Below are 16,016 nucleotides of genomic sequence, written 5' to 3'. Positions count from 1 at the left end.
GACTATATCGAGAGCGTTTCTAAGTCGGCTGGTAAATCGAGGTCTTCCAGATTCACCTCATCCAGCCAATCAGCTCGTTGGCTGTTCCAGCGATCCTCATCCCACAACTCAAACTTGTTGCCCTGCCCGATCAGCACAACGTGCTTCTCCAAACGAGCAAAATCCCGTAGGGCGGGGGGCAGCAAAACGCGCCCCTGACCATCCATCTCAACCTCGGTGGCATGCCCCACCAGCAGACGCTGCAGATTGCGAGCCGCCTTGTTAAAGGAAGGAAGTTTCATCAGCTTTCGTTCAATCTCCTGCCATTCAGGCAGCGGGTAGATTAATAGACAATGATCACGGTCTATCGTCACCACCAATTCCGAGGCACAACCCTCCTGCAGCCGCTCGCGATAACGCGTCGGCACAGCCAAACGCCCTTTGGCATCCAGGTTGAGTCTGTTAACGCCCCGAAACAATGAACGAGTCCCCCTTTTTTGGAATTCCGATTTCCAGAAAAATCCACTTTTACCCACTTATCCCCATAATAGGTACTCAAATTAGGTATTGTCAAGGAAACCATCCCACCAAAACAGGAGAAAGTTCCTTTAAAGACAGAGGGTTAGGGGTGTCGCTTAAAGAAAAAACAGGCGCACAAGACAATAAAAAACAGCGCGATAAAATGCGGAGTTAAAGTAACTTATAAAGATATATTGAATTTAAGCCCTGTTTTACGCATAAGCTCCACTTTTCCAGGTAAAACGGATCGACGGAGATATGGCAATCGGCCATCAGCAGCATTAACGAGAGAGGGAGGAGGAAAATCACTAACGCAGGAGCAGATACCTCTGCCCTGCCAGGGAATTGGTTGGGAGTCGGCCTGTAAGCCGGGTTCTGTCTTGAATGGTCATTCATCTGGGATGCGCGTCACCGCGCACCTCAAGCGACCTACCCGGGGACCGTGCGGGCCACACGTGGCGATCGAATCGCCTGCCCCCCTATTTGGTCTTGCTCCGGGTGGGGTTTACCCTGCCACTGCTGTTACCAGCAGCGCGGTGCGCTCTTACCGCACCATTTCACCCTTACCAACCGATCCGTGGATCGGTGGCGGTATATTTTCTGTGGCACTTTCCGTAGGCTCGCGCCCCCCAGGCGTTACCTGGCACCCTGCCCGTCGGAGCCCGGACTTTCCTCCGCCTTTTTCAAGGCAGCGACCATCCGGCCGACTCCCGGCGTGGAGGGTAGTCCTATCATCCCGCTTGTGCAAGCCAATTCGGCGGTCCGTCTCTCTTGCCATCCACGACCAATACTCATAGTATTGACGGTTTTCTTGGCTATTTGCGCCTCGTCTGAGGCGACTGAATACTGCTCTTCCCGGTTTGGAGACCTTAAGGATAACGACCATGTCCAACGCTTTGATGGCCACATATAACAGGCTTCCCGTCAGTTTTGAACGGGGTGATGGGGTTTGGCTCTGGGACACCGAGGGGAAACGCTATCTGGACGCCCTTTCCGGCATCGCCGTATGCGGTCTCGGGCATGCCCATCCCGCCATCCAGAAGGCCATCTGCGATCAGGCCGGCACACTGTTACACACGTCCAACCTTTACCAGATCCCGCTACAGGAGAAACTGGGTGAAAAACTGACCGCCCTTGCGGGCATGCAGCAGGTGTTTTTTGCCAACTCCGGCGCCGAAGCCAACGAGGCAGCGATCAAGATCGCCCGCTTCTACGGCAATCAGAAGGGGATTCAGAACCCGGCCATCGTGGTCATGGAAAAAAGCTTCCATGGTCGCACCCTGGCCACCCTGACCGCTACCGGCAATCGCAAGGTGCAGGCCGGCTTTGAGCCACTGGTTCAGGGCTTCGTGCGCATCCCGTTTGGTGATATTGACAGCCTGAAAAATGTCGCGGAGAACAGCCCGAACGTGGTCGCCGTACTGGTGGAACCGGTGCAGGGCGAGGGCGGCATCAATATCCCCGCCGATGACTACCTGCCCCAGATCCGCCAGATATGCAATGAGCACGAATGGCTGATGATGCTGGACGAGATCCAGACCGGTATCGGCCGCAGCGGCAAATTCTTTTCTCATCAGCATCAGGGGATCGTGCCCGACGTCATGACCCTGGCCAAGGCGCTTGGAAACGGTATGCCGATCGGTGCCTGCCTGGTGAACGGCCGGGCCGCCAACCTCCTGGGACCGGGCAACCACGGCACCACCTTTGGCGGTAGCCCGCTGGCCTGTCGGGTTGGACTGGCAGTGGTCGAGACGGTCGAGCAGTTCAATCTTACCGCCCGGGCCGAAGTACTGGGGGCAAAGCTGCTGGCCGACTTTGCCGATGCCCTGACGGATGTTGCCGGCGTGGAGGAGATCCGCGGGCAGGGCCTGTTGATCGGTATCGAACTGGAGCGCCCCTGCGGCGAACTGGTCAAACAAGCCCTGGAGCAGGGCCTGCTGATCAATGTCACCGCGGACACCGTCATCCGCTTGCTGCCACCACTGATCATGAGTGACAAAGAGGCTGCCAAACTGGTGCAAACCCTCTCCACCCTGATCCGGGATTTTCTGACTGAGCAGAGCGATTGAGGCGTAACACCTGCGCAAGGTAGACGATTATGACAGCCCAAGCCAATAAACCCGTCAGACATTTTCTGTCGCTGCTGGATCTCTCGCCCGATGAGCTGCGCGCACTGGTGCGCCGGGCCACCGAGCTTAAACGGATTCTGCGCGCCGGCGAGTTGCACGAGCCGCTGAAAAACCAGACTCTGGGGATGATTTTCGAGAAATCCTCGACCCGTACCCGGATCTCCTTCGAGGCGGGCATTACCCAGCTCGGCGGGCATGCCCTGTTTCTGTCGTCACGGGATACCCAACTGGGACGCGGTGAACCGATCGAGGACAGCGCCCGGGTGATCTCCCGCATGGTGGACTGTGTCATGATCCGCACCTTCGAGCACGACAAGGTGGAGCTGTTTGCCGCCCACTCCCGGGTGCCGGTGATCAACGCCCTGACCGACCTGCTGCATCCTTGTCAGTTGCTGGCCGACATGCAGACTTATTTCGAACATCGCGGCGACATCGCCGGCAAGTCCGTCGTCTGGGTAGGAGACGGCAACAACATGTGCCACTCCTACATCAACGCCGCCCGACAGTTTGATTTCAAGCTGAATATCGCTTGTCCCGAAGGGCATGAACCTGACCCGGAGATTCTGCAGGCGGCGGGAGACCGCTGCCAGGTGATCCGCAACCCGATGGACGCGGCCAGCGGCGCAGATCTGGTGGTAACGGACGTGTGGGCCAGCATGGGCCAGGAAGAGGAGCAAAGACAGCGCGAAATCACCTTCGCCAATTACCAGGTGAACGACCAGCTGATGGCACAGGCCCAGCCGGATGCACTGTTCATGCACTGCCTGCCAGCGCATCGGGGCGAAGAGGTGACCGCCTCAGTGATCGACCGCGCGGACAGCGTGGTCTGGGACGAGGCGGAAAACCGCATGCACTCCCAGAAGGCCCTGCTGGAGATGCTGCTCAGTCGCTGATCTGATCATAGGGGGTGTGCCGCGCGCGATACCCCGGCTAACCTTCCAGCCGGAACCCCACCTTGATTACCACCTGCCAGTGGGCGACCTTGCCGTCCACCACATGGCCGCGCGTCTCCACCACCTCGAACCAGTCCATGTTACGTATGCTTTTGGCCGCGTGCTCCAGGGCATTTTCAACCGCCTTGTCGGAACTCTCGCTGGATGTACCCACCAGCTCGACTTTCTTGTAGATATGTGAACCCATGCCGAATCTCCTTAAAGTGTTTCTTTAACTACTATAGCCAAAGGATACGGAAACAAACTGATTCCCGCATGCCTTGAAAATCCATCCAATAATAAAAACTGCTCAGTAACCCCAATAGCGTTTATACACAAAAATTACCGGGTCAATAGCACCTTGCCCGACCCGGCCATACATGGCAAAGTCCACCGCCTGACGTAAGGCAACCCGTGAGCTGAAATCGTGAAACTCTCCTATCAAGACCTGGGACAGGGCATTTTCTGCATCGACACCTTCTATTATCGCCCCAATCTGGATGGCTGTTATCTGATCCAGCAGGGTGACGAGGCGGCATTGATCGACACCGGCACTTCACACGTCGCACTGGCGGTGATGGAACTGCTCGACCTGCGTGGCATCCGTCCCGAACAGGTGAAGTACGTCATCCCCACCCACGTTCACCTGGACCACGCCGGCGGAACCGGACAGCTGATGGCCCTGTTACCCAATGCGCAGATGATTATCCACCCCATGGGCGCCCGCCACATGAACCATCCGGAAAAGATCATCGCCGGCACCATCGCCGTCTACGGCGAGGAGGTATTCAAGGAGCGCTACGGTACCATCCTGCCGGTGCCGGAAGAACGCACCATTGAGGCGGAGGATGGTTTCGAGGTCTCCCTTGCCGGGCGCAAGCTGCGCTGCATTCACACCCTGGGGCATGCGCGGCACCATTTTTGCGTCTGGGATGAGCAGAGCCGTGGCCTGTTCACCGGCGACACCTTCGGCATCTCCTACCGGGAGCTGGATACCGACCAGGGCCCCTTCATGTTCCTCCCCTCGACTCCCATCGACTTTGACCCGGAGGCGTGGCACGACTCACTGAACCGACTCACCCGTCTCAATCCGACGCAACTGTTTCTGACCCATTTCTGCCGGGTGGACCAGCCCGCGCTGCGGGCGGTGGCGCTGCATGAAGAGATTGACGACTATGTCGCCATCGCGCTCAATGCCGGCGGCGAGCAGCGGGAACAGCAGATTCGTGAAGGGTTGACGCACTACTATCGTGACCGGCTCAGGCAGCATGGATCGCAGCTGAGTGATGTCGAGATCGACGAAGTCCTCGGCATGGACATCGCCCTCTGCGCCCAGGGCCTTGAGGTCTGGCTGAAACGCCGGGAAAAGCAGCAGTAAGTCCGGGATGGAGTTTTACCGGCAACTCAAGAGTGAGCTCGGGACGACCCGGCTGCAGGATCTGATTGTTCTGGATCGACTGCCGGAATTATGCGCCTCGATCGACACCCTGCTGGAACAGCAGGGAGAGCAGGGGCGGATCTATTGCGTCTGGGGCACCTTCACGGTAAACCGTGAGGAGATCCGGGATGGCGTTCGCTTCACGCTGCCCGGGTGCCCCAACGCGCTGGCATGGACCATCACCGCGGAACCGGAAAACATCACCATCCACTGCACCATCAACCGCAGCGAACACGACGCCGAATTTGTGGCATCGATCGATCAGTTTGTGGAAGATTGGCGCATCGGCCTGTCAAAGGCACTCAACCCGGACAACTGACAGTCATGAGGGCCGGGTGCTGTTCTGTTCCCAGCAGAAGGTGCAATCCAGCTCCGCCAGTACCTGCTCCAGACCGCCCTCACCCTGCTCCAGGATCAGTGACAGCGGCGCCCGACCAAGGCGACGATGGGTCTGGCGCAGCCAGCGGCCCCCCATGGTGGGATTGGTGGGATAACTGGTGTGCAGCGCCTGGGCGATGCGTCGCACATAGGCGGCACGGCGCTGAATCTCCGGATCATCGGGAAACGCCTCACTCTGTCCCAACCGGTTGAGTTTTCTTAACCGGGTCTCCGGCAGACCCAGGACAAAACAGACCTGCTCCACACCCAATCGCCAGACCCGCAGGACCTCCATGGTCTCTTGTGTTTTGTATATCGCTTGATTCATGGATACCGCACTCATGAAACATGCCTCCCGTTACTTTAATTTCATAGTTATTTACTAGGTTTTTTAGTCTAGCACTTTTAGAATGAATTTACCTTAGCCAAATAGCTGCCGCCACCAGCGTTTGCGATTGTTCGGCAGGACACGGGTCGAAGGGAGATCACAGGGAGGGATTTTACTCAATACCCAACCCGGCAACGGCGGGTTGTCACTGTAGCCGCAGGAGACGCCCAGATTGTGCGGATCATAAATCTTGATAAAGGTCGGCTGCTGCAGATTATCGGCATAGACAATTCCGCAGTAATCTTCATCGTGTTCCCGGCGCAGGAACCGGTCCATCTGATCGATAAAACGCAGCAGTTCCTCCGGGGTTGCGGGAATTTCCGGTGGAGACTCGCCCACTGCATAGATAAACCAGTCAGCGCCACTGTCCGTGCGCAACAGATCCCAGAGCGCATCCAGCTGCGGCCAGCGCAGCGCCGAGGTGAAGCTTCCGCGAAAGGCGGACATGAATTCGCTATCTTCTACAGTCATAGTACCCAGGTTCCCGCTTCCGTCAGCACTGCTGCAGTCTCCCACAGCAATCGGATAATTTGTAATCAAAATGTATTAAGGGATTATAAAGAGCCGCAGGTTCAGGGTATAATCGCTCCCCCTTTTCAGTCACCAAGTTTCACTACTATGAGCCAAGCTGACGCACTGTTTGAGACCGATCTGCCCCACCTGAAGCTGCTGAACCGCGGCAAGGTGAGGGATATTTTTGATATCGACGAGGGGCACATGCTGATCGTCGCCAGCGACCGCTTGTCGGCCTTCGATGTGGTGCTGCCACAACCGATCCCCGGCAAGGGCGAGGTGCTGACCCGGGTAGCCAACTTCTGGTTCGAGCGCACCCGCTCCATACTGCCCAATCACCTGTCTGATCTGCCGTTGGAGCAGGTGGTACCGGACCCCGCCCAGCGGGCCATGCTGGGTGACCGGGCCATCGTGGTACGCAAGCTGAAACCCCTGCCGGTGGAAGCGATTGTGCGCGGCTATATCATCGGTTCAGGCTGGAAGGATTATCAGAAAACCGGCGAAGTTTGCGGTATCCGCCTGCCGGAGGGACTGCGCCAGGCCGACAAGTTGCCGGAACCGATCTTTACCCCTTCGTCCAAGGCCGAAGTGGGCGATCATGATGAGAACATCAGCTTCGACCAGATGGTGGAGCTGATTGGCGAAGAGATGGCCAATCGGGTGCGCGAGGCGAGCCTGCGCATTTACAGCGAGTGCGCCGACTACGCGCTGCAGAAAGGCATTATCATCGCCGACACCAAATTCGAATTCGGCCTGGATGACCAGGGCCAGCTTTATCTGATCGATGAGGTGCTGACCCCCGACTCCTCCCGTTTCTGGCCAGCCGACCAGTACCAGCCAGGCATCAGCCCGCCGAGTTTCGACAAGCAGTTTGTACGCGATTACCTGGAGACACTGGACTGGGACAAAACCCCGCCGGGACCGGTACTGCCGGACGAGGTAATCAGCAGGACTGCCGAAAAATACCGCGAGGCCGAAAGCATCCTGACTGGCCGTTGATCCCTGGGTCAGAACCACGCAGGGTGGGTACGCCTACCGGCTTATCCACCCTGCGAAATCGAATGGAGTGACACCGGCCCACACTCACCGGGTGATTTGAACCATGAAAAAGCGACAGACACGCATCACCCTCTACAGCAGCCGCAACTGCAGCCACTGCCGGCGCGCCAAGGCATATCTGCAGGAGCACCATATCCCTTTTACAGAGCAGGACGTGGAGCGTAACCGACGCGCCCAGCTCGACTTCATGCGCGCCGGCGGGCGCGGCGTGCCGCTGATCACGGTCGGCGAACAACAGATCCAGGGCTTCGAACCGCGCCAGCTGCAGCGGGCGCTGCGCCAGGCGGGATTCGATGTCTGAGGCGCAAACACCCTACGCCGACCTGACACCCGAAACCATCCTCTGCGCACTGGAATCCGTCGGCTATCAGCCGAGCGGGGGCATGCTGGCGCTGAACAGTTACGAAAACCGGGTCTATCAGATCGGCATGGACGAGGCACCACCCCTGGTGGCCAAATTCTATCGGCCAGAGCGTTGGAGTGATGCCAGCATCCAGGAGGAGCATAACTTCACCCTGGCACTGGCCGCCGATGAGATCCCGGTGGTAGCACCCCTGACGGATGCCCAGGGCAGCACCCTGCACCGCTTCCAGGGTTACCGTTTTGCCCTGTTCCCCCGTCGTGGCGGGCGCTGGCCGGAGCTGGAAAACCCCGACAACCTGGAGTGGATCGGCCGCTTCATCGCCCGCATCCACCTGCTCGGCGCGGCCCAGCCGTTCAAGCATCGCCCCATCATCGACCCGGACCAGATGGGCCGGGCATCTGCTGACGACCTGTTGGCCGAGGGCTGTATACCACTCGAGCTGGAATCAGGCTACCGGCGAATCACCGAAGCGCTGCAGCAGCGCATCGACGAGGCGTTTGCCGCCACTCGGGATTGCCGGGTGATCCGCCTGCATGGTGACTGCCATCCGGGCAACATTCTCTGGACCGAGCAGGGTCCGCACTTCGTGGACATGGATGACTGCCGCAGTGGCCCGGCGATTCAGGACCTGTGGATGCTGTTGTCCGGTGACCGCCAGGAGATGGCGCTGCAATTAAGTTATATCCGCGAGGGCTATGAAACCTTCCGGGAACTGGATGGACGGGAGGTCGCACTGATCGAACCACTGCGCACCCTGCGCATGATCCATTATGCCGCCTGGCTGGCACGACGCTGGTGCGATCCAGCCTTTCCCCAGGCCTTTCCCTGGTTTCATACCCATCAATACTGGCAAGCTCATCTGGGCGAGCTGGAGCAGCAGCTCAGGTTGCTGGATGAGCCGCCGCTGCCGCTCTATTAAGACACACCGCTATGGCGCCCCGGATTTCGCCCGAATGGCTCAGCGTACCTGGCCGGGATTCCGGCAACGGTGCGATTCACAAGCCAACCGGCACCGGATGATCAAGAATCATAGGGCGGGCGGTGTGCCCTATGCTTAGCAGCGCTGGAGGCGGGCCTGGATCGAGTCGCCGAATATGCAGATTATCGCCCGTCCTGCTTGGCATCCGCCTCTACCCGGTCGAGCATTTCAAACACCTTCTGGCTGTTCTCCTCCATCACGTGAAACGCCTGCAACAGGGCCGGATAATCACGCTGTTCCCCGCCCAGCAGTTCAAACACCCCTTTGGTTCCCTGATGAACTACCGAGTGAGGCTGCTCAATCTGCTTATAGTGATTTGAATGGGAGAAATACTCCTTGCCGTCCCCTTCGTAATACCACTTGCCCAGACGACAGTTGTGATGATCCACGAAATTAAAGGCCGGTTCGTTCATATTGACCGAGAGGTAGGTATTGACCTTCCAGAGCACATGATCCAGCTTGGCCAGACTGAGAAAAACGTTGTCAGTCATCAGGGTGACATCATCAAAATAGGACTGCACCCCACTCCCCATCTTGCCCAGATCCTGCTGAAAACCACTGACCGCCACCGTGACCTTGCCCACCTTCTCGATCACCTGTACCGATGCCTGGGAGACCGACTTGACGTTGTCCTGCATCGTCTGAATCACATCATTGATTTCGGTAATCGCCGCCTGGGTCTTGTCGGCCAATCCACGTACTTCATCGGCAACCACGGCAAAGCCACGCCCCTGTTCACCGGCACGTGCCGCCTCAATAGCCGCATTGAGCGCCAGCAGGTTGGTCTGCTCGGCAATCCCCTTGATCAGGGCCAGAATAGAGCTGATCTCACCGGCCCGGGAAGACATATCCGACACCGATTCACCAGACCGCTCTGACACCTCAGAAAGATTGCCAAGATCCGCGGTGATCTGCTGAATATGACTGGAAAGTGTCTTGAATTCCCGGTTGATTTCACCGAATCCGGCCAGTGAGTGTTTGGCGGCACCAACCGATCCTGCCAGGTTTCCCTGGATATCCACCAGCCCCAGTTTCAGGTTTTCATTCTCATAGCGCATCAGGCTATCCAGTTGCGCCTCCATACCAGCGCTAACCCGCAGGCGCTCCAGCTCTTCATTCCGGGCCGCCAGTTCAGCCCTGTATCGCTCCATCTCCTGGCAGAGTCGCTTGTTCTCCTCTTCCAGCTCAATCAACCGCCTCTTTTGTTCACCCATGCCAAACAGTGCCATCACTACCTCCTGCACAACCACTCTCTGTCCTGTTGTATTCCCCCATCCCTGTTAACTGCTATAGCGTCATCTGGCCGGTAATCTGTAGTTTGTTCCCGTAACCTGATCAGAGTGAACCCGACGCCTTGATCATCAGATAGCCATTCACCAGGGCCACCGGCAACTGGGGCGCCTGCAGGTCCAGGGTCAATACCCCCTGGTGGCGCAGATTCTCCAGACTCTTCCGCCGACTCTCCAGATACTCGTTGACCGTATGAAACTCCAGCGCCCCGTCCAGATCACTCACCGGTCGTTCCAGGACCTCGTCCAGTATCGACTCGCGCAGATTGGCCACTACCACCAGATGGCGCCGTTTCAGCAGCTGAATCGCTCCAATCAGGTCGGCATGCTCTTCATCCCGGGTGTTGGTCAGCAGCACCACCAGCGCCCGGCGCTGCTGCAGCGACATCAGCTGTTTTGCGGCCAACAGGAAATCGGCCGCGTCCTGCCCCGCCATCAGGTCATAGGTACGCGACAGCAGTTCCCTGACCACTCCAGCCCCTTTGCGTGGCGGCAGCCAGCGGTCGGTGCCACCAAAGGTGAGCAGACCCACCGCGTCCCCCTGCTGTGCTGCCACATGGGCCAGCAACAGCATGGCGTTCAGCGCCTGATCCAGATGTACCCGGCCGGACTCCTCGTGATGCATGCGACGACCACAATCGAGCAGAAACAGCACCTGCTGATCACGCTCGTCCTGGTACTCCTTGGAGATCAGCTTGCGATAGCGCGAACTGGCCTTCCAGTCGATCTGACGCAGGGCATCGCCGGCACGGTATTCGCGCAACTGATGAAAATCGTTACCCTGCCCGCGCCGCTGGCGCCGCCGTACGCCCATCTGGCTGAGCCGATGATCGGTTGCCAGCAGGGCATAACGCCCGATCTCCTGGAAATCGGGGAACACCTTGACCCGTTCGGCCAATGGATAGAAGTGCCGTTTACGCCAGAATCCCAGTGGAGACACGGCGATTACATCACACCCGTTGAACTCGGCATCGCCGCGCCGGAGCGGCTTGACCCGATACTCGACCCGCCCCGTGCAGTGCGCCGGGAGATCCAGTGAACAGGGCATGGATTGGCTGTCGAATCCGGGCGGATAATGGTCATGCAGCGACAGCCTGAGGGGGCGCGAGTCCACATTCTCCAGGGTCAGGCCCACTTTCGACCAGACTCCGACCGGAATACTGTGTCGCAGGGTACGACTGACCGTCATCCCCGGGGTCTTTCGTGCCAGCACGGCATCCAGCAGCAGCACGCCGCCAATTACCCAGCACAGCACCTGCCAGGGGTCATACAGTGCCGGGTAAAAGACCGCCAGCAGGGCCGTCAGGCTGACGGCGAGAGCGGTCCAGAGCAGTGACCGGCTGGGGGTCATACCCGGGGCGCATCCACGTTAACCAGGATATCGGCCAGTACATCATCGGGACGGTAGCCTTCGATCTCCAGATCGGTGGCCAGCTTCATGCGATGGCGCAACACCGCGGTCGCGACCCCCTTCACATCGTCCGGGGTGACGAAGTTGTTTCCCGCCAACAGGGCATGGGCACGGGCGGCGCGCAGCAGGGAGATACTCCCCCGCGGTCCCGGCCCCACCTCCACGCCGCTCCAGTCCCGTGCCGTGCGCACAATCCGCACCGCGTAGGCGACAATCTGCTCATCCACCCGCAGTCCCGCCGCCGCCCGCTGCAGGTTCAGTACCTGGTCCGGTTGCAGTAGCGTCTGCACTTGCGAGATATCCAGCTGATCACCCACCGCGCCGTTGGTAACATGCTGCACCAGCGCCTGCTCTTCTTCCTGAGCGGGATAATCGATGAACACCTTGAGCAGGAAACGGTCCAGCTGGGCCTGTGGCAGGGGATAGGTGCCCTCCTGCTCGATCGGGTTTTGTGTCGCCAACACCAGAAACGGCAGTTGTAGCGGATAAGAGTTGCCCTCAATGGTGACCTGCTGCTCCTGCATCACTTCCAGCAGGGCGGACTGGGTCTTGGCCGGCGCGCGGTTGATCTCGTCCGCCAGCAGGAAATTACAGAATACCGGCCCCTTGCGCACCCGAAAGGCATCCCGCTTCATATCGAACATCACATGTCCGCTGATATCGCTGGGCATCAGATCCGGGGTGAACTGTACCCGGCTGAAATGGCCACCCACGGCGGCCGCAAGCGCCCGCACCAGCAGTGTCTTGCCCAGTCCCGGGACCCCTTCCACCAACACATGCCCGGCCGCCAGCAGACCGACAATGACCTCCCGGATCACCCGGATCTGGCCGATAACGGCGCGTTGCACCTCACGCTCCAGCCCCTGGACCTGGTCCTGTATTTCCTGAGACAAACCGCCGGCTGTCTGATCGGTCCCGTTCGTTTCCTCATCCACTGTCCTTCTCCCCGTTTGAAGTCTGTTCTTTCTGTATCCGCAGCTGTGCCGCCAGCCTCTGTTGTATGGCCGTCACCTGGATAAATCCCTGCTCCCCCTGGTATTCGCCATAGAGCGCCTGCTCCACCTGCTGCGTGGGCAGCCCGACATGTCGCGCAATCCATTGACAGCGCGCGGCCTGTTCCATCGCCCCCAGCACCGGATGGCGCCGTCGCCATGCCTGCTCCAGCGCCGCCTGGGAATGCAGGAAGGCCCCGGCTGCCTGATCGGTGCGCCAGAGGTAGCCCCCCACTGCCGCCAGGTGTTCCATCAGGTTACGCCGGACCGGCCGCCCTACCGACCTGACCGGCCCGCTGCGCAGGGTCAGCGACCAGACCAGCAGCACCCCCAGCGCGAGCAGCGATATAACCAGGCCGGGGGCCCGTCGCCAGAGCAGTATCGGCAGGGCCGGCATGGCGCTGCTGTATAGCAGCCAGGCATGTTGCTGATCACCCACCAGCAGGGCAAGCAGCAGGGCGTGATCATGCTCACCAATCGACGGATTGGAAAACGGCTGCAGATCACTGATCACCGTGATCCTTCCCTGTCCAAGCGCGTATTGCAGCAGATGCCCACCCTCGTTGGTCTCAACCTTCCAGTCCGCGTGCCCCAGGCTGTCAAACAGCACGCGCCGCTCGCTAAAAGCCACGGCAATCGGCTCGTCTACCCCGGGCATCTCGAAGCGTAGCGGCGCTGGTTTGTCCGAACCATCGGCGGACGACTCCGCATCCGGCTCATCGGACTGATCCTGCCCGCTGTCCCGTAAAACCAGCTGGACGCCCAGCGTATCCAGCAGGCTGTTGCCACTGGTTTCCGCCTCTTCGTCCCAGGCATCCTGCGGCGTGATCAACAGATGACCGCCCTGCCTCACCCACGCCAGCAGTGCCTGCTCGCGCTCGGCCGGCAGGCTCACGCCCAGCCGGTAGACCAGCAGCAGGCCCGGTTCCGCCGGTGGATTCAGCAGCCGATCCCGGCCACTGACACTCTCGGTTACCACATGGATGCGATTCAGGAAACGCTCGGCCGCCAGCAGCGGGTTTCTCTTTGCCGCCGGCGACATCCCTTCAACCACCTCCCGGGTACGCTGTTCAAAGTTGGCGGAAAACCACCGTATTCCCCAGCCTGCGAGCAGTAACAGCAGCGCGGCAATCGACGTCCATATCAGCTTATTCCGCACCATCAGTCACCCGGCCAAACAGCCGCTCCCATTCACCGCAGAGCCCGCTCACCTGCCGCTCATCCGGTGCCTGATGGCCATAGGCGGCCCCTATCCATAACCCTGTGAGGCGCACAAAGTATGCACTCTGGTCCTCGGGACAGACCGCCCGCACCCGCTCAATACACTCCCCCTCTGTGGCGCTGTCCGGTATCTCCAGGCGGTCATGCTCCAGCAGCGCCATCAGCACGCCCCGGTAGAGCAGGCTCAAGCCCCCCCGAACATCCCCTTGCTGCAACAAACTTCGACACCCCCCGGCAATATCGGCTGGCAGTGACCCGGCATCCAACGGCAGGCCGAACAGGAGGGCCGGCCGCTGCCGCTGCCTTGCGGTTGGCGGCTGACGGATGACCAGGTACTCCCGATTGGCCCAGGCCTTATACAGCAACCAGGCCAGCAGCACCCCCGCCATGATCAGCAGCAGTGCCTTGCCAAACGCGGCAAAGCCCTGGGTGAAACCCTCCAGCACTTCCAGTATCCACTTCACCAGCCAGGGCAAATCCTCCGGGGCGCCTGGTGCTTCGTCGTTTGTGCCGATATATTTCCAGTAAGTCACTTGTTTGCGCTGGCCGAACGCCTCGTCCGCCAATACTTGATCGATCACCGTCTTCGCCTCTGCCGCCTCCATTGCCGCGGCCTGCAGATCGGATGTATAGCCAGCGGACAGTAGCGTGCCACACAGCAGCAGAATAATTGCCCTGCCCGACAACCCGACACGACGGATCTGCCTTCCGCCGTGCTTTCTACCGATCAGGCGGCGGAAGGCGATCTCGATATCCCACGCCTCCAGATCGGTACGCCGGGTCAGGTAGAGTGAAAAACCGGCCGCCACGTAGAACGGGGCAATCAATGACATGGCGAGCAGGTCTCCCAGATGCTGCAACCATTGCTCCAGTGGTCCGGGGTTAAACAAAAAGCCGTCCAGATCCAGCCAGCGCAACTCCTCCGGCAGCATGACGATGATCAGAAAGATGAAGGAGAGCTGCAGTATGAGTTCAAACACCAGCCCAACGATAGTCAGCCAGGTACTCGCCTGCTGTCCCCGGCTCAATACCGCGATGCGCTTTTTTCGCGCCTTGCCCTTGAGTTTTTCCAGTACCGTCACCGGCATGTTGAACGAGCGATTCGGATTGAAGCGGCGCCAGGTCAGGTTGGCGATCAGCTGCGGACGGATGACGCTGAACGCCTGCCGGATCAGGGTGCGGGCGCCGATCCTGTCGGCAAACAGGGCGCGACTCAGCCAGAACAAAAGCAGCGGTTCGTAGACCGGTTTACACCACCAGACGATGAGAATCGCCCAGGACGGCTGGTCGGCAAAAAACAGTGCGGACAGCAGATAGACCGGCAGTGCCAGGGCCAGCCAGAGCAGCCAGAGCGGAACAAACCAGGACCGGGCCATGGCAAAGCCGAGGTCAACCGCCTCCCAGGAGGTGCGGGGACGAACGATCACCGCAATCCTATCCAGTTCCATGGGCTTTCCTGCCGGCAAGTCCCAGATAGAGCAGTACCAGTATCCAGAACAGACCGGCCACGCCATATTTGATTTCACCGGCCACCGGACTGGAGGACCAGAACGCCTCGATAAAGGCAGCGATCAGCAGCATGAAGGCGGCCCCCATCACCAGCGGCAGCGCTTCCCGGGCGCGCAGTTTCAGCGCCTCCAGCCGGGTCAGCGGCCCCGGTGCGATCAGGGCATGTCCGAGCAGCAGCCCGGAGGCACCGCAAATCACAATGGCGGTCAATTCAAACGCGCCGTGACCGCTGACAAAAGGCCAAAACGTGTCCTGATAACCGATCCGGGTCAAATGACCCGCCACGGCACCGATGACCACACCATTGAACAGCAGCAGCAGCGCGGTCCCCAGGCCAAACAGCATGCCACCGGCAAAGGTGCGAAACCCGATACCGATATTATTCGAGATATAGTGACCGAACATCATCAGGTCGGTCTCCGCGCCGCGCTCCAGCGACCGGCCCGGTTTACGGTTCGCCGGGTCATACATTGATTCCATGCCGGCCACCTGATCCTCATCCATTACACTGTAGATCAACTCGGGTTGCAGATAGCAGAAGCTGCCCACCAGTAACCCTGGCAGGGTCAACAGTGCCGCCGCGAGCCAGAAGTAGCCGATATGACGGCGCAAGGCGCGGGGAAAGCCATAAGCGATGAACTGCACCAGGCGCCACAGCTCGGCGCTGCGGCCCGAATAGAGCTGGCGATGGCCGCGCAACACCAACTCGTGCAACTGCTGCTCCAGCGCCGGACTGTAGTGGCGGCTTCGGGCAATCGCATAGTGATTACAGAGTTCCCGGTAGAGTTTGGGCAGGGATGCCAGCTCAGCAGCCGTGTGCTGGCGTTTGCGTCGCGCGCGATCAAGGTCATCCAGCAGCAGCCTTAACCGTTCCCAATGGTCCCGATGCTGCTGCTCGAAGCCCAGTTGCCGCATG

General features: G+C 59.6%; 17 protein-coding genes, 1 other RNA gene and 1 pseudogene. 7 read left to right on the top strand and 12 right to left on the bottom strand.

What is annotated here, in order from left to right; translation table 11 throughout:
* Window positions 1–2: 2 nt before the first annotated feature.
* Both mraZ and rnpB read right to left on the bottom strand, forming a co-directional pair.
* Complete coding sequence (mraZ, locus tag ACHZBF_RS01420; RefSeq protein WP_029133336.1) at window positions 3–458, bottom strand: division/cell wall cluster transcriptional repressor MraZ; 456 nt, start codon at window positions 456–458, stop codon at window positions 3–5.
* A gap of 388 nt (window positions 459–846) precedes the next feature.
* Window positions 847–1,209: RNase P RNA component class A (gene rnpB, locus ACHZBF_RS01415), an RNA gene on the bottom strand.
* Between the two features lie 173 nt (window positions 1,210–1,382).
* Here rnpB and ACHZBF_RS01410 point away from each other — a divergent pair.
* Both ACHZBF_RS01410 and argF read left to right on the top strand, forming a co-directional pair.
* The gene (locus ACHZBF_RS01410; RefSeq protein WP_029133337.1) at window positions 1,383–2,567 is read left to right on the top strand and encodes an aspartate aminotransferase family protein; all 1,185 of its coding nucleotides are present in this window, start codon (window positions 1,383–1,385) and stop codon (window positions 2,565–2,567) included.
* Between the two features lie 29 nt (window positions 2,568–2,596).
* Entirely contained in the window at window positions 2,597–3,520 is a 924-nt protein-coding gene (argF, locus tag ACHZBF_RS01405; protein ID WP_037375132.1) for an ornithine carbamoyltransferase, read from the top strand.
* 37 nt (window positions 3,521–3,557) lie between these two features.
* Here the strand turns inward: argF and ACHZBF_RS01400 are convergent, their stop codons facing one another.
* Window positions 3,558–3,767, bottom strand: a complete 210-nt coding sequence (locus ACHZBF_RS01400) for a dodecin (RefSeq protein ID WP_029133339.1) — start codon at window positions 3,765–3,767, stop codon at window positions 3,558–3,560.
* A gap of 219 nt (window positions 3,768–3,986) precedes the next feature.
* Between ACHZBF_RS01400 and ACHZBF_RS01395 the strand changes: the two genes are divergently transcribed.
* On the top strand, window positions 3,987–4,937 hold the full coding sequence (locus ACHZBF_RS01395; RefSeq protein WP_321527456.1) for an MBL fold metallo-hydrolase: 951 nt from the start codon (window positions 3,987–3,989) through the stop codon (window positions 4,935–4,937).
* Between the two features lie 7 nt (window positions 4,938–4,944).
* Window positions 4,945–5,316: a hypothetical protein gene (locus ACHZBF_RS01390; RefSeq protein ID WP_321527455.1), complete on the top strand. Its 372-nt coding sequence runs from the start codon at window positions 4,945–4,947 to the stop codon at window positions 5,314–5,316.
* Window positions 5,317–5,319: 3 nt separating this feature from the next.
* Here the strand turns inward: ACHZBF_RS01390 and ACHZBF_RS01385 are convergent, their stop codons facing one another.
* Together ACHZBF_RS01385 and ACHZBF_RS01380 are read right to left on the bottom strand one after the other, a co-directional pair.
* Entirely contained in the window at window positions 5,320–5,703 is a 384-nt protein-coding gene (locus ACHZBF_RS01385) for an antitoxin Xre/MbcA/ParS toxin-binding domain-containing protein (RefSeq protein WP_169720398.1), read from the bottom strand.
* A gap of 93 nt (window positions 5,704–5,796) precedes the next feature.
* Window positions 5,797–6,234: a hypothetical protein gene (locus ACHZBF_RS01380; RefSeq protein WP_321527454.1), complete on the bottom strand. Its 438-nt coding sequence runs from the start codon at window positions 6,232–6,234 to the stop codon at window positions 5,797–5,799.
* 147 nt (window positions 6,235–6,381) lie between these two features.
* On the opposite strand from ACHZBF_RS01380, the gene ACHZBF_RS01375 reads away from it, so the two are divergent.
* The 3 genes from ACHZBF_RS01375 (at window position 6,382) to ACHZBF_RS01365 (ending at window position 8,618) form a co-directional block, all read left to right on the top strand.
* The gene (locus ACHZBF_RS01375; RefSeq protein WP_029133344.1) at window positions 6,382–7,275 is read left to right on the top strand and encodes a phosphoribosylaminoimidazolesuccinocarboxamide synthase; all 894 of its coding nucleotides are present in this window, start codon (window positions 6,382–6,384) and stop codon (window positions 7,273–7,275) included.
* Between the two features lie 103 nt (window positions 7,276–7,378).
* Entirely contained in the window at window positions 7,379–7,636 is a 258-nt protein-coding gene (locus ACHZBF_RS01370; RefSeq protein ID WP_051302151.1) for a glutaredoxin family protein, read from the top strand.
* On the top strand, window positions 7,629–8,618 hold the full coding sequence (locus tag ACHZBF_RS01365) for a serine/threonine protein kinase (protein ID WP_321527453.1): 990 nt from the start codon (window positions 7,629–7,631) through the stop codon (window positions 8,616–8,618). Before ACHZBF_RS01370 ends, ACHZBF_RS01365 begins: the two co-directional genes overlap by 8 nt.
* A 182-nt stretch (window positions 8,619–8,800) precedes the next feature.
* Here ACHZBF_RS01365 and ACHZBF_RS01360 read toward each other — a convergent pair whose 3' ends face one another.
* The 7 genes and pseudogenes from ACHZBF_RS01360 to ACHZBF_RS01330 all read right to left on the bottom strand — a co-directional run bounded on the left by ACHZBF_RS01360 (window position 8,801) and on the right by ACHZBF_RS01330 (window position 16,015).
* Window positions 8,801–9,169: a CZB domain-containing protein gene (locus ACHZBF_RS01360; protein WP_394707541.1), complete on the bottom strand. Its 369-nt coding sequence runs from the start codon at window positions 9,167–9,169 to the stop codon at window positions 8,801–8,803.
* 96 nt (window positions 9,170–9,265) lie between these two features.
* Window positions 9,266–9,484: pseudogene (locus ACHZBF_RS01355) on the bottom strand (methyl-accepting chemotaxis protein); the annotation flags it as partial.
* Between the two features lie 529 nt (window positions 9,485–10,013).
* On the bottom strand, window positions 10,014–11,318 hold the full coding sequence (locus tag ACHZBF_RS01350; protein WP_029133346.1) for a DUF58 domain-containing protein: 1,305 nt from the start codon (window positions 11,316–11,318) through the stop codon (window positions 10,014–10,016).
* Window positions 11,315–12,313, bottom strand: a complete 999-nt coding sequence (locus ACHZBF_RS01345) for an AAA family ATPase (RefSeq protein WP_084609995.1) — start codon at window positions 12,311–12,313, stop codon at window positions 11,315–11,317. The genes ACHZBF_RS01350 and ACHZBF_RS01345 overlap by 4 nt, the downstream gene beginning before the upstream one ends.
* On the bottom strand, window positions 12,306–13,532 hold the full coding sequence (locus ACHZBF_RS01340; protein WP_321527452.1) for a DUF4350 domain-containing protein: 1,227 nt from the start codon (window positions 13,530–13,532) through the stop codon (window positions 12,306–12,308). Before ACHZBF_RS01340 ends, ACHZBF_RS01345 begins: the two co-directional genes overlap by 8 nt.
* A complete protein-coding gene (locus ACHZBF_RS01335) occupies window positions 13,519–15,039 on the bottom strand; it encodes a DUF4129 domain-containing protein (protein ID WP_321527451.1) in 1,521 nt (506 codons plus the stop codon). Before ACHZBF_RS01335 ends, ACHZBF_RS01340 begins: the two co-directional genes overlap by 14 nt.
* Window positions 15,026–16,015: a stage II sporulation protein M gene (locus ACHZBF_RS01330; RefSeq protein WP_029133350.1), complete on the bottom strand. Its 990-nt coding sequence runs from the start codon at window positions 16,013–16,015 to the stop codon at window positions 15,026–15,028. Before ACHZBF_RS01330 ends, ACHZBF_RS01335 begins: the two co-directional genes overlap by 14 nt.
* Between the last annotated feature and the right edge of the window lies 1 nt (window position 16,016).

The organism is Sedimenticola selenatireducens (assembly GCF_963675335.2).
Lineage (GTDB): Bacteria > Pseudomonadota > Gammaproteobacteria > Chromatiales > Chromatiaceae > Sedimenticola > Sedimenticola selenatireducens.
The sequence above is the reverse complement of the archived record's forward strand: the minus strand, read 5'-3'. Positions and strand labels throughout refer to the sequence as shown.

Bases quoted from the DNA above. Each gene is read 5' to 3' on its own strand.
- ACHZBF_RS01410 (WP_029133337.1), top strand. From the start codon at position 1,383: ATGTCCAACGCTTTGATGGCCACATATAACAGGCTTCCCGTCAGTTTT.
- argF (WP_037375132.1), top strand. From the start codon at position 2,597: ATGACAGCCCAAGCCAATAAACCCGTCAGACATTTTCTGTCGCTGCTG.
- ACHZBF_RS01400 (WP_029133339.1), bottom strand. From the start codon at position 3,767: ATGGGTTCACATATCTACAAGAAAGTCGAGCTGGTGGGTACATCCAGC.
- ACHZBF_RS01390 (WP_321527455.1), top strand. From the start codon at position 4,945: ATGGAGTTTTACCGGCAACTCAAGAGTGAGCTCGGGACGACCCGGCTG.
- ACHZBF_RS01385 (WP_169720398.1), bottom strand. From the start codon at position 5,703: ATGAATCAAGCGATATACAAAACACAAGAGACCATGGAGGTCCTGCGG.
- ACHZBF_RS01380 (WP_321527454.1), bottom strand. From the start codon at position 6,234: ATGACTGTAGAAGATAGCGAATTCATGTCCGCCTTTCGCGGAAGCTTC.
- ACHZBF_RS01375 (WP_029133344.1), top strand. From the start codon at position 6,382: ATGAGCCAAGCTGACGCACTGTTTGAGACCGATCTGCCCCACCTGAAG.
- ACHZBF_RS01370 (WP_051302151.1), top strand. From the start codon at position 7,379: ATGAAAAAGCGACAGACACGCATCACCCTCTACAGCAGCCGCAACTGC.
- ACHZBF_RS01365 (WP_321527453.1), top strand. From the start codon at position 7,629: ATGTCTGAGGCGCAAACACCCTACGCCGACCTGACACCCGAAACCATC.
- ACHZBF_RS01360 (WP_394707541.1), bottom strand. From the start codon at position 9,169: ATGACTGACAACGTTTTTCTCAGTCTGGCCAAGCTGGATCATGTGCTC.
- ACHZBF_RS01350 (WP_029133346.1), bottom strand. From the start codon at position 11,318: ATGACCCCCAGCCGGTCACTGCTCTGGACCGCTCTCGCCGTCAGCCTG.
- ACHZBF_RS01340 (WP_321527452.1), bottom strand. From the start codon at position 13,532: ATGGTGCGGAATAAGCTGATATGGACGTCGATTGCCGCGCTGCTGTTA.
- ACHZBF_RS01335 (WP_321527451.1), bottom strand. From the start codon at position 15,039: ATGGAACTGGATAGGATTGCGGTGATCGTTCGTCCCCGCACCTCCTGG.
- ACHZBF_RS01330 (WP_029133350.1), bottom strand. From the start codon at position 16,015: ATGCGGCAACTGGGCTTCGAGCAGCAGCATCGGGACCATTGGGAACGG.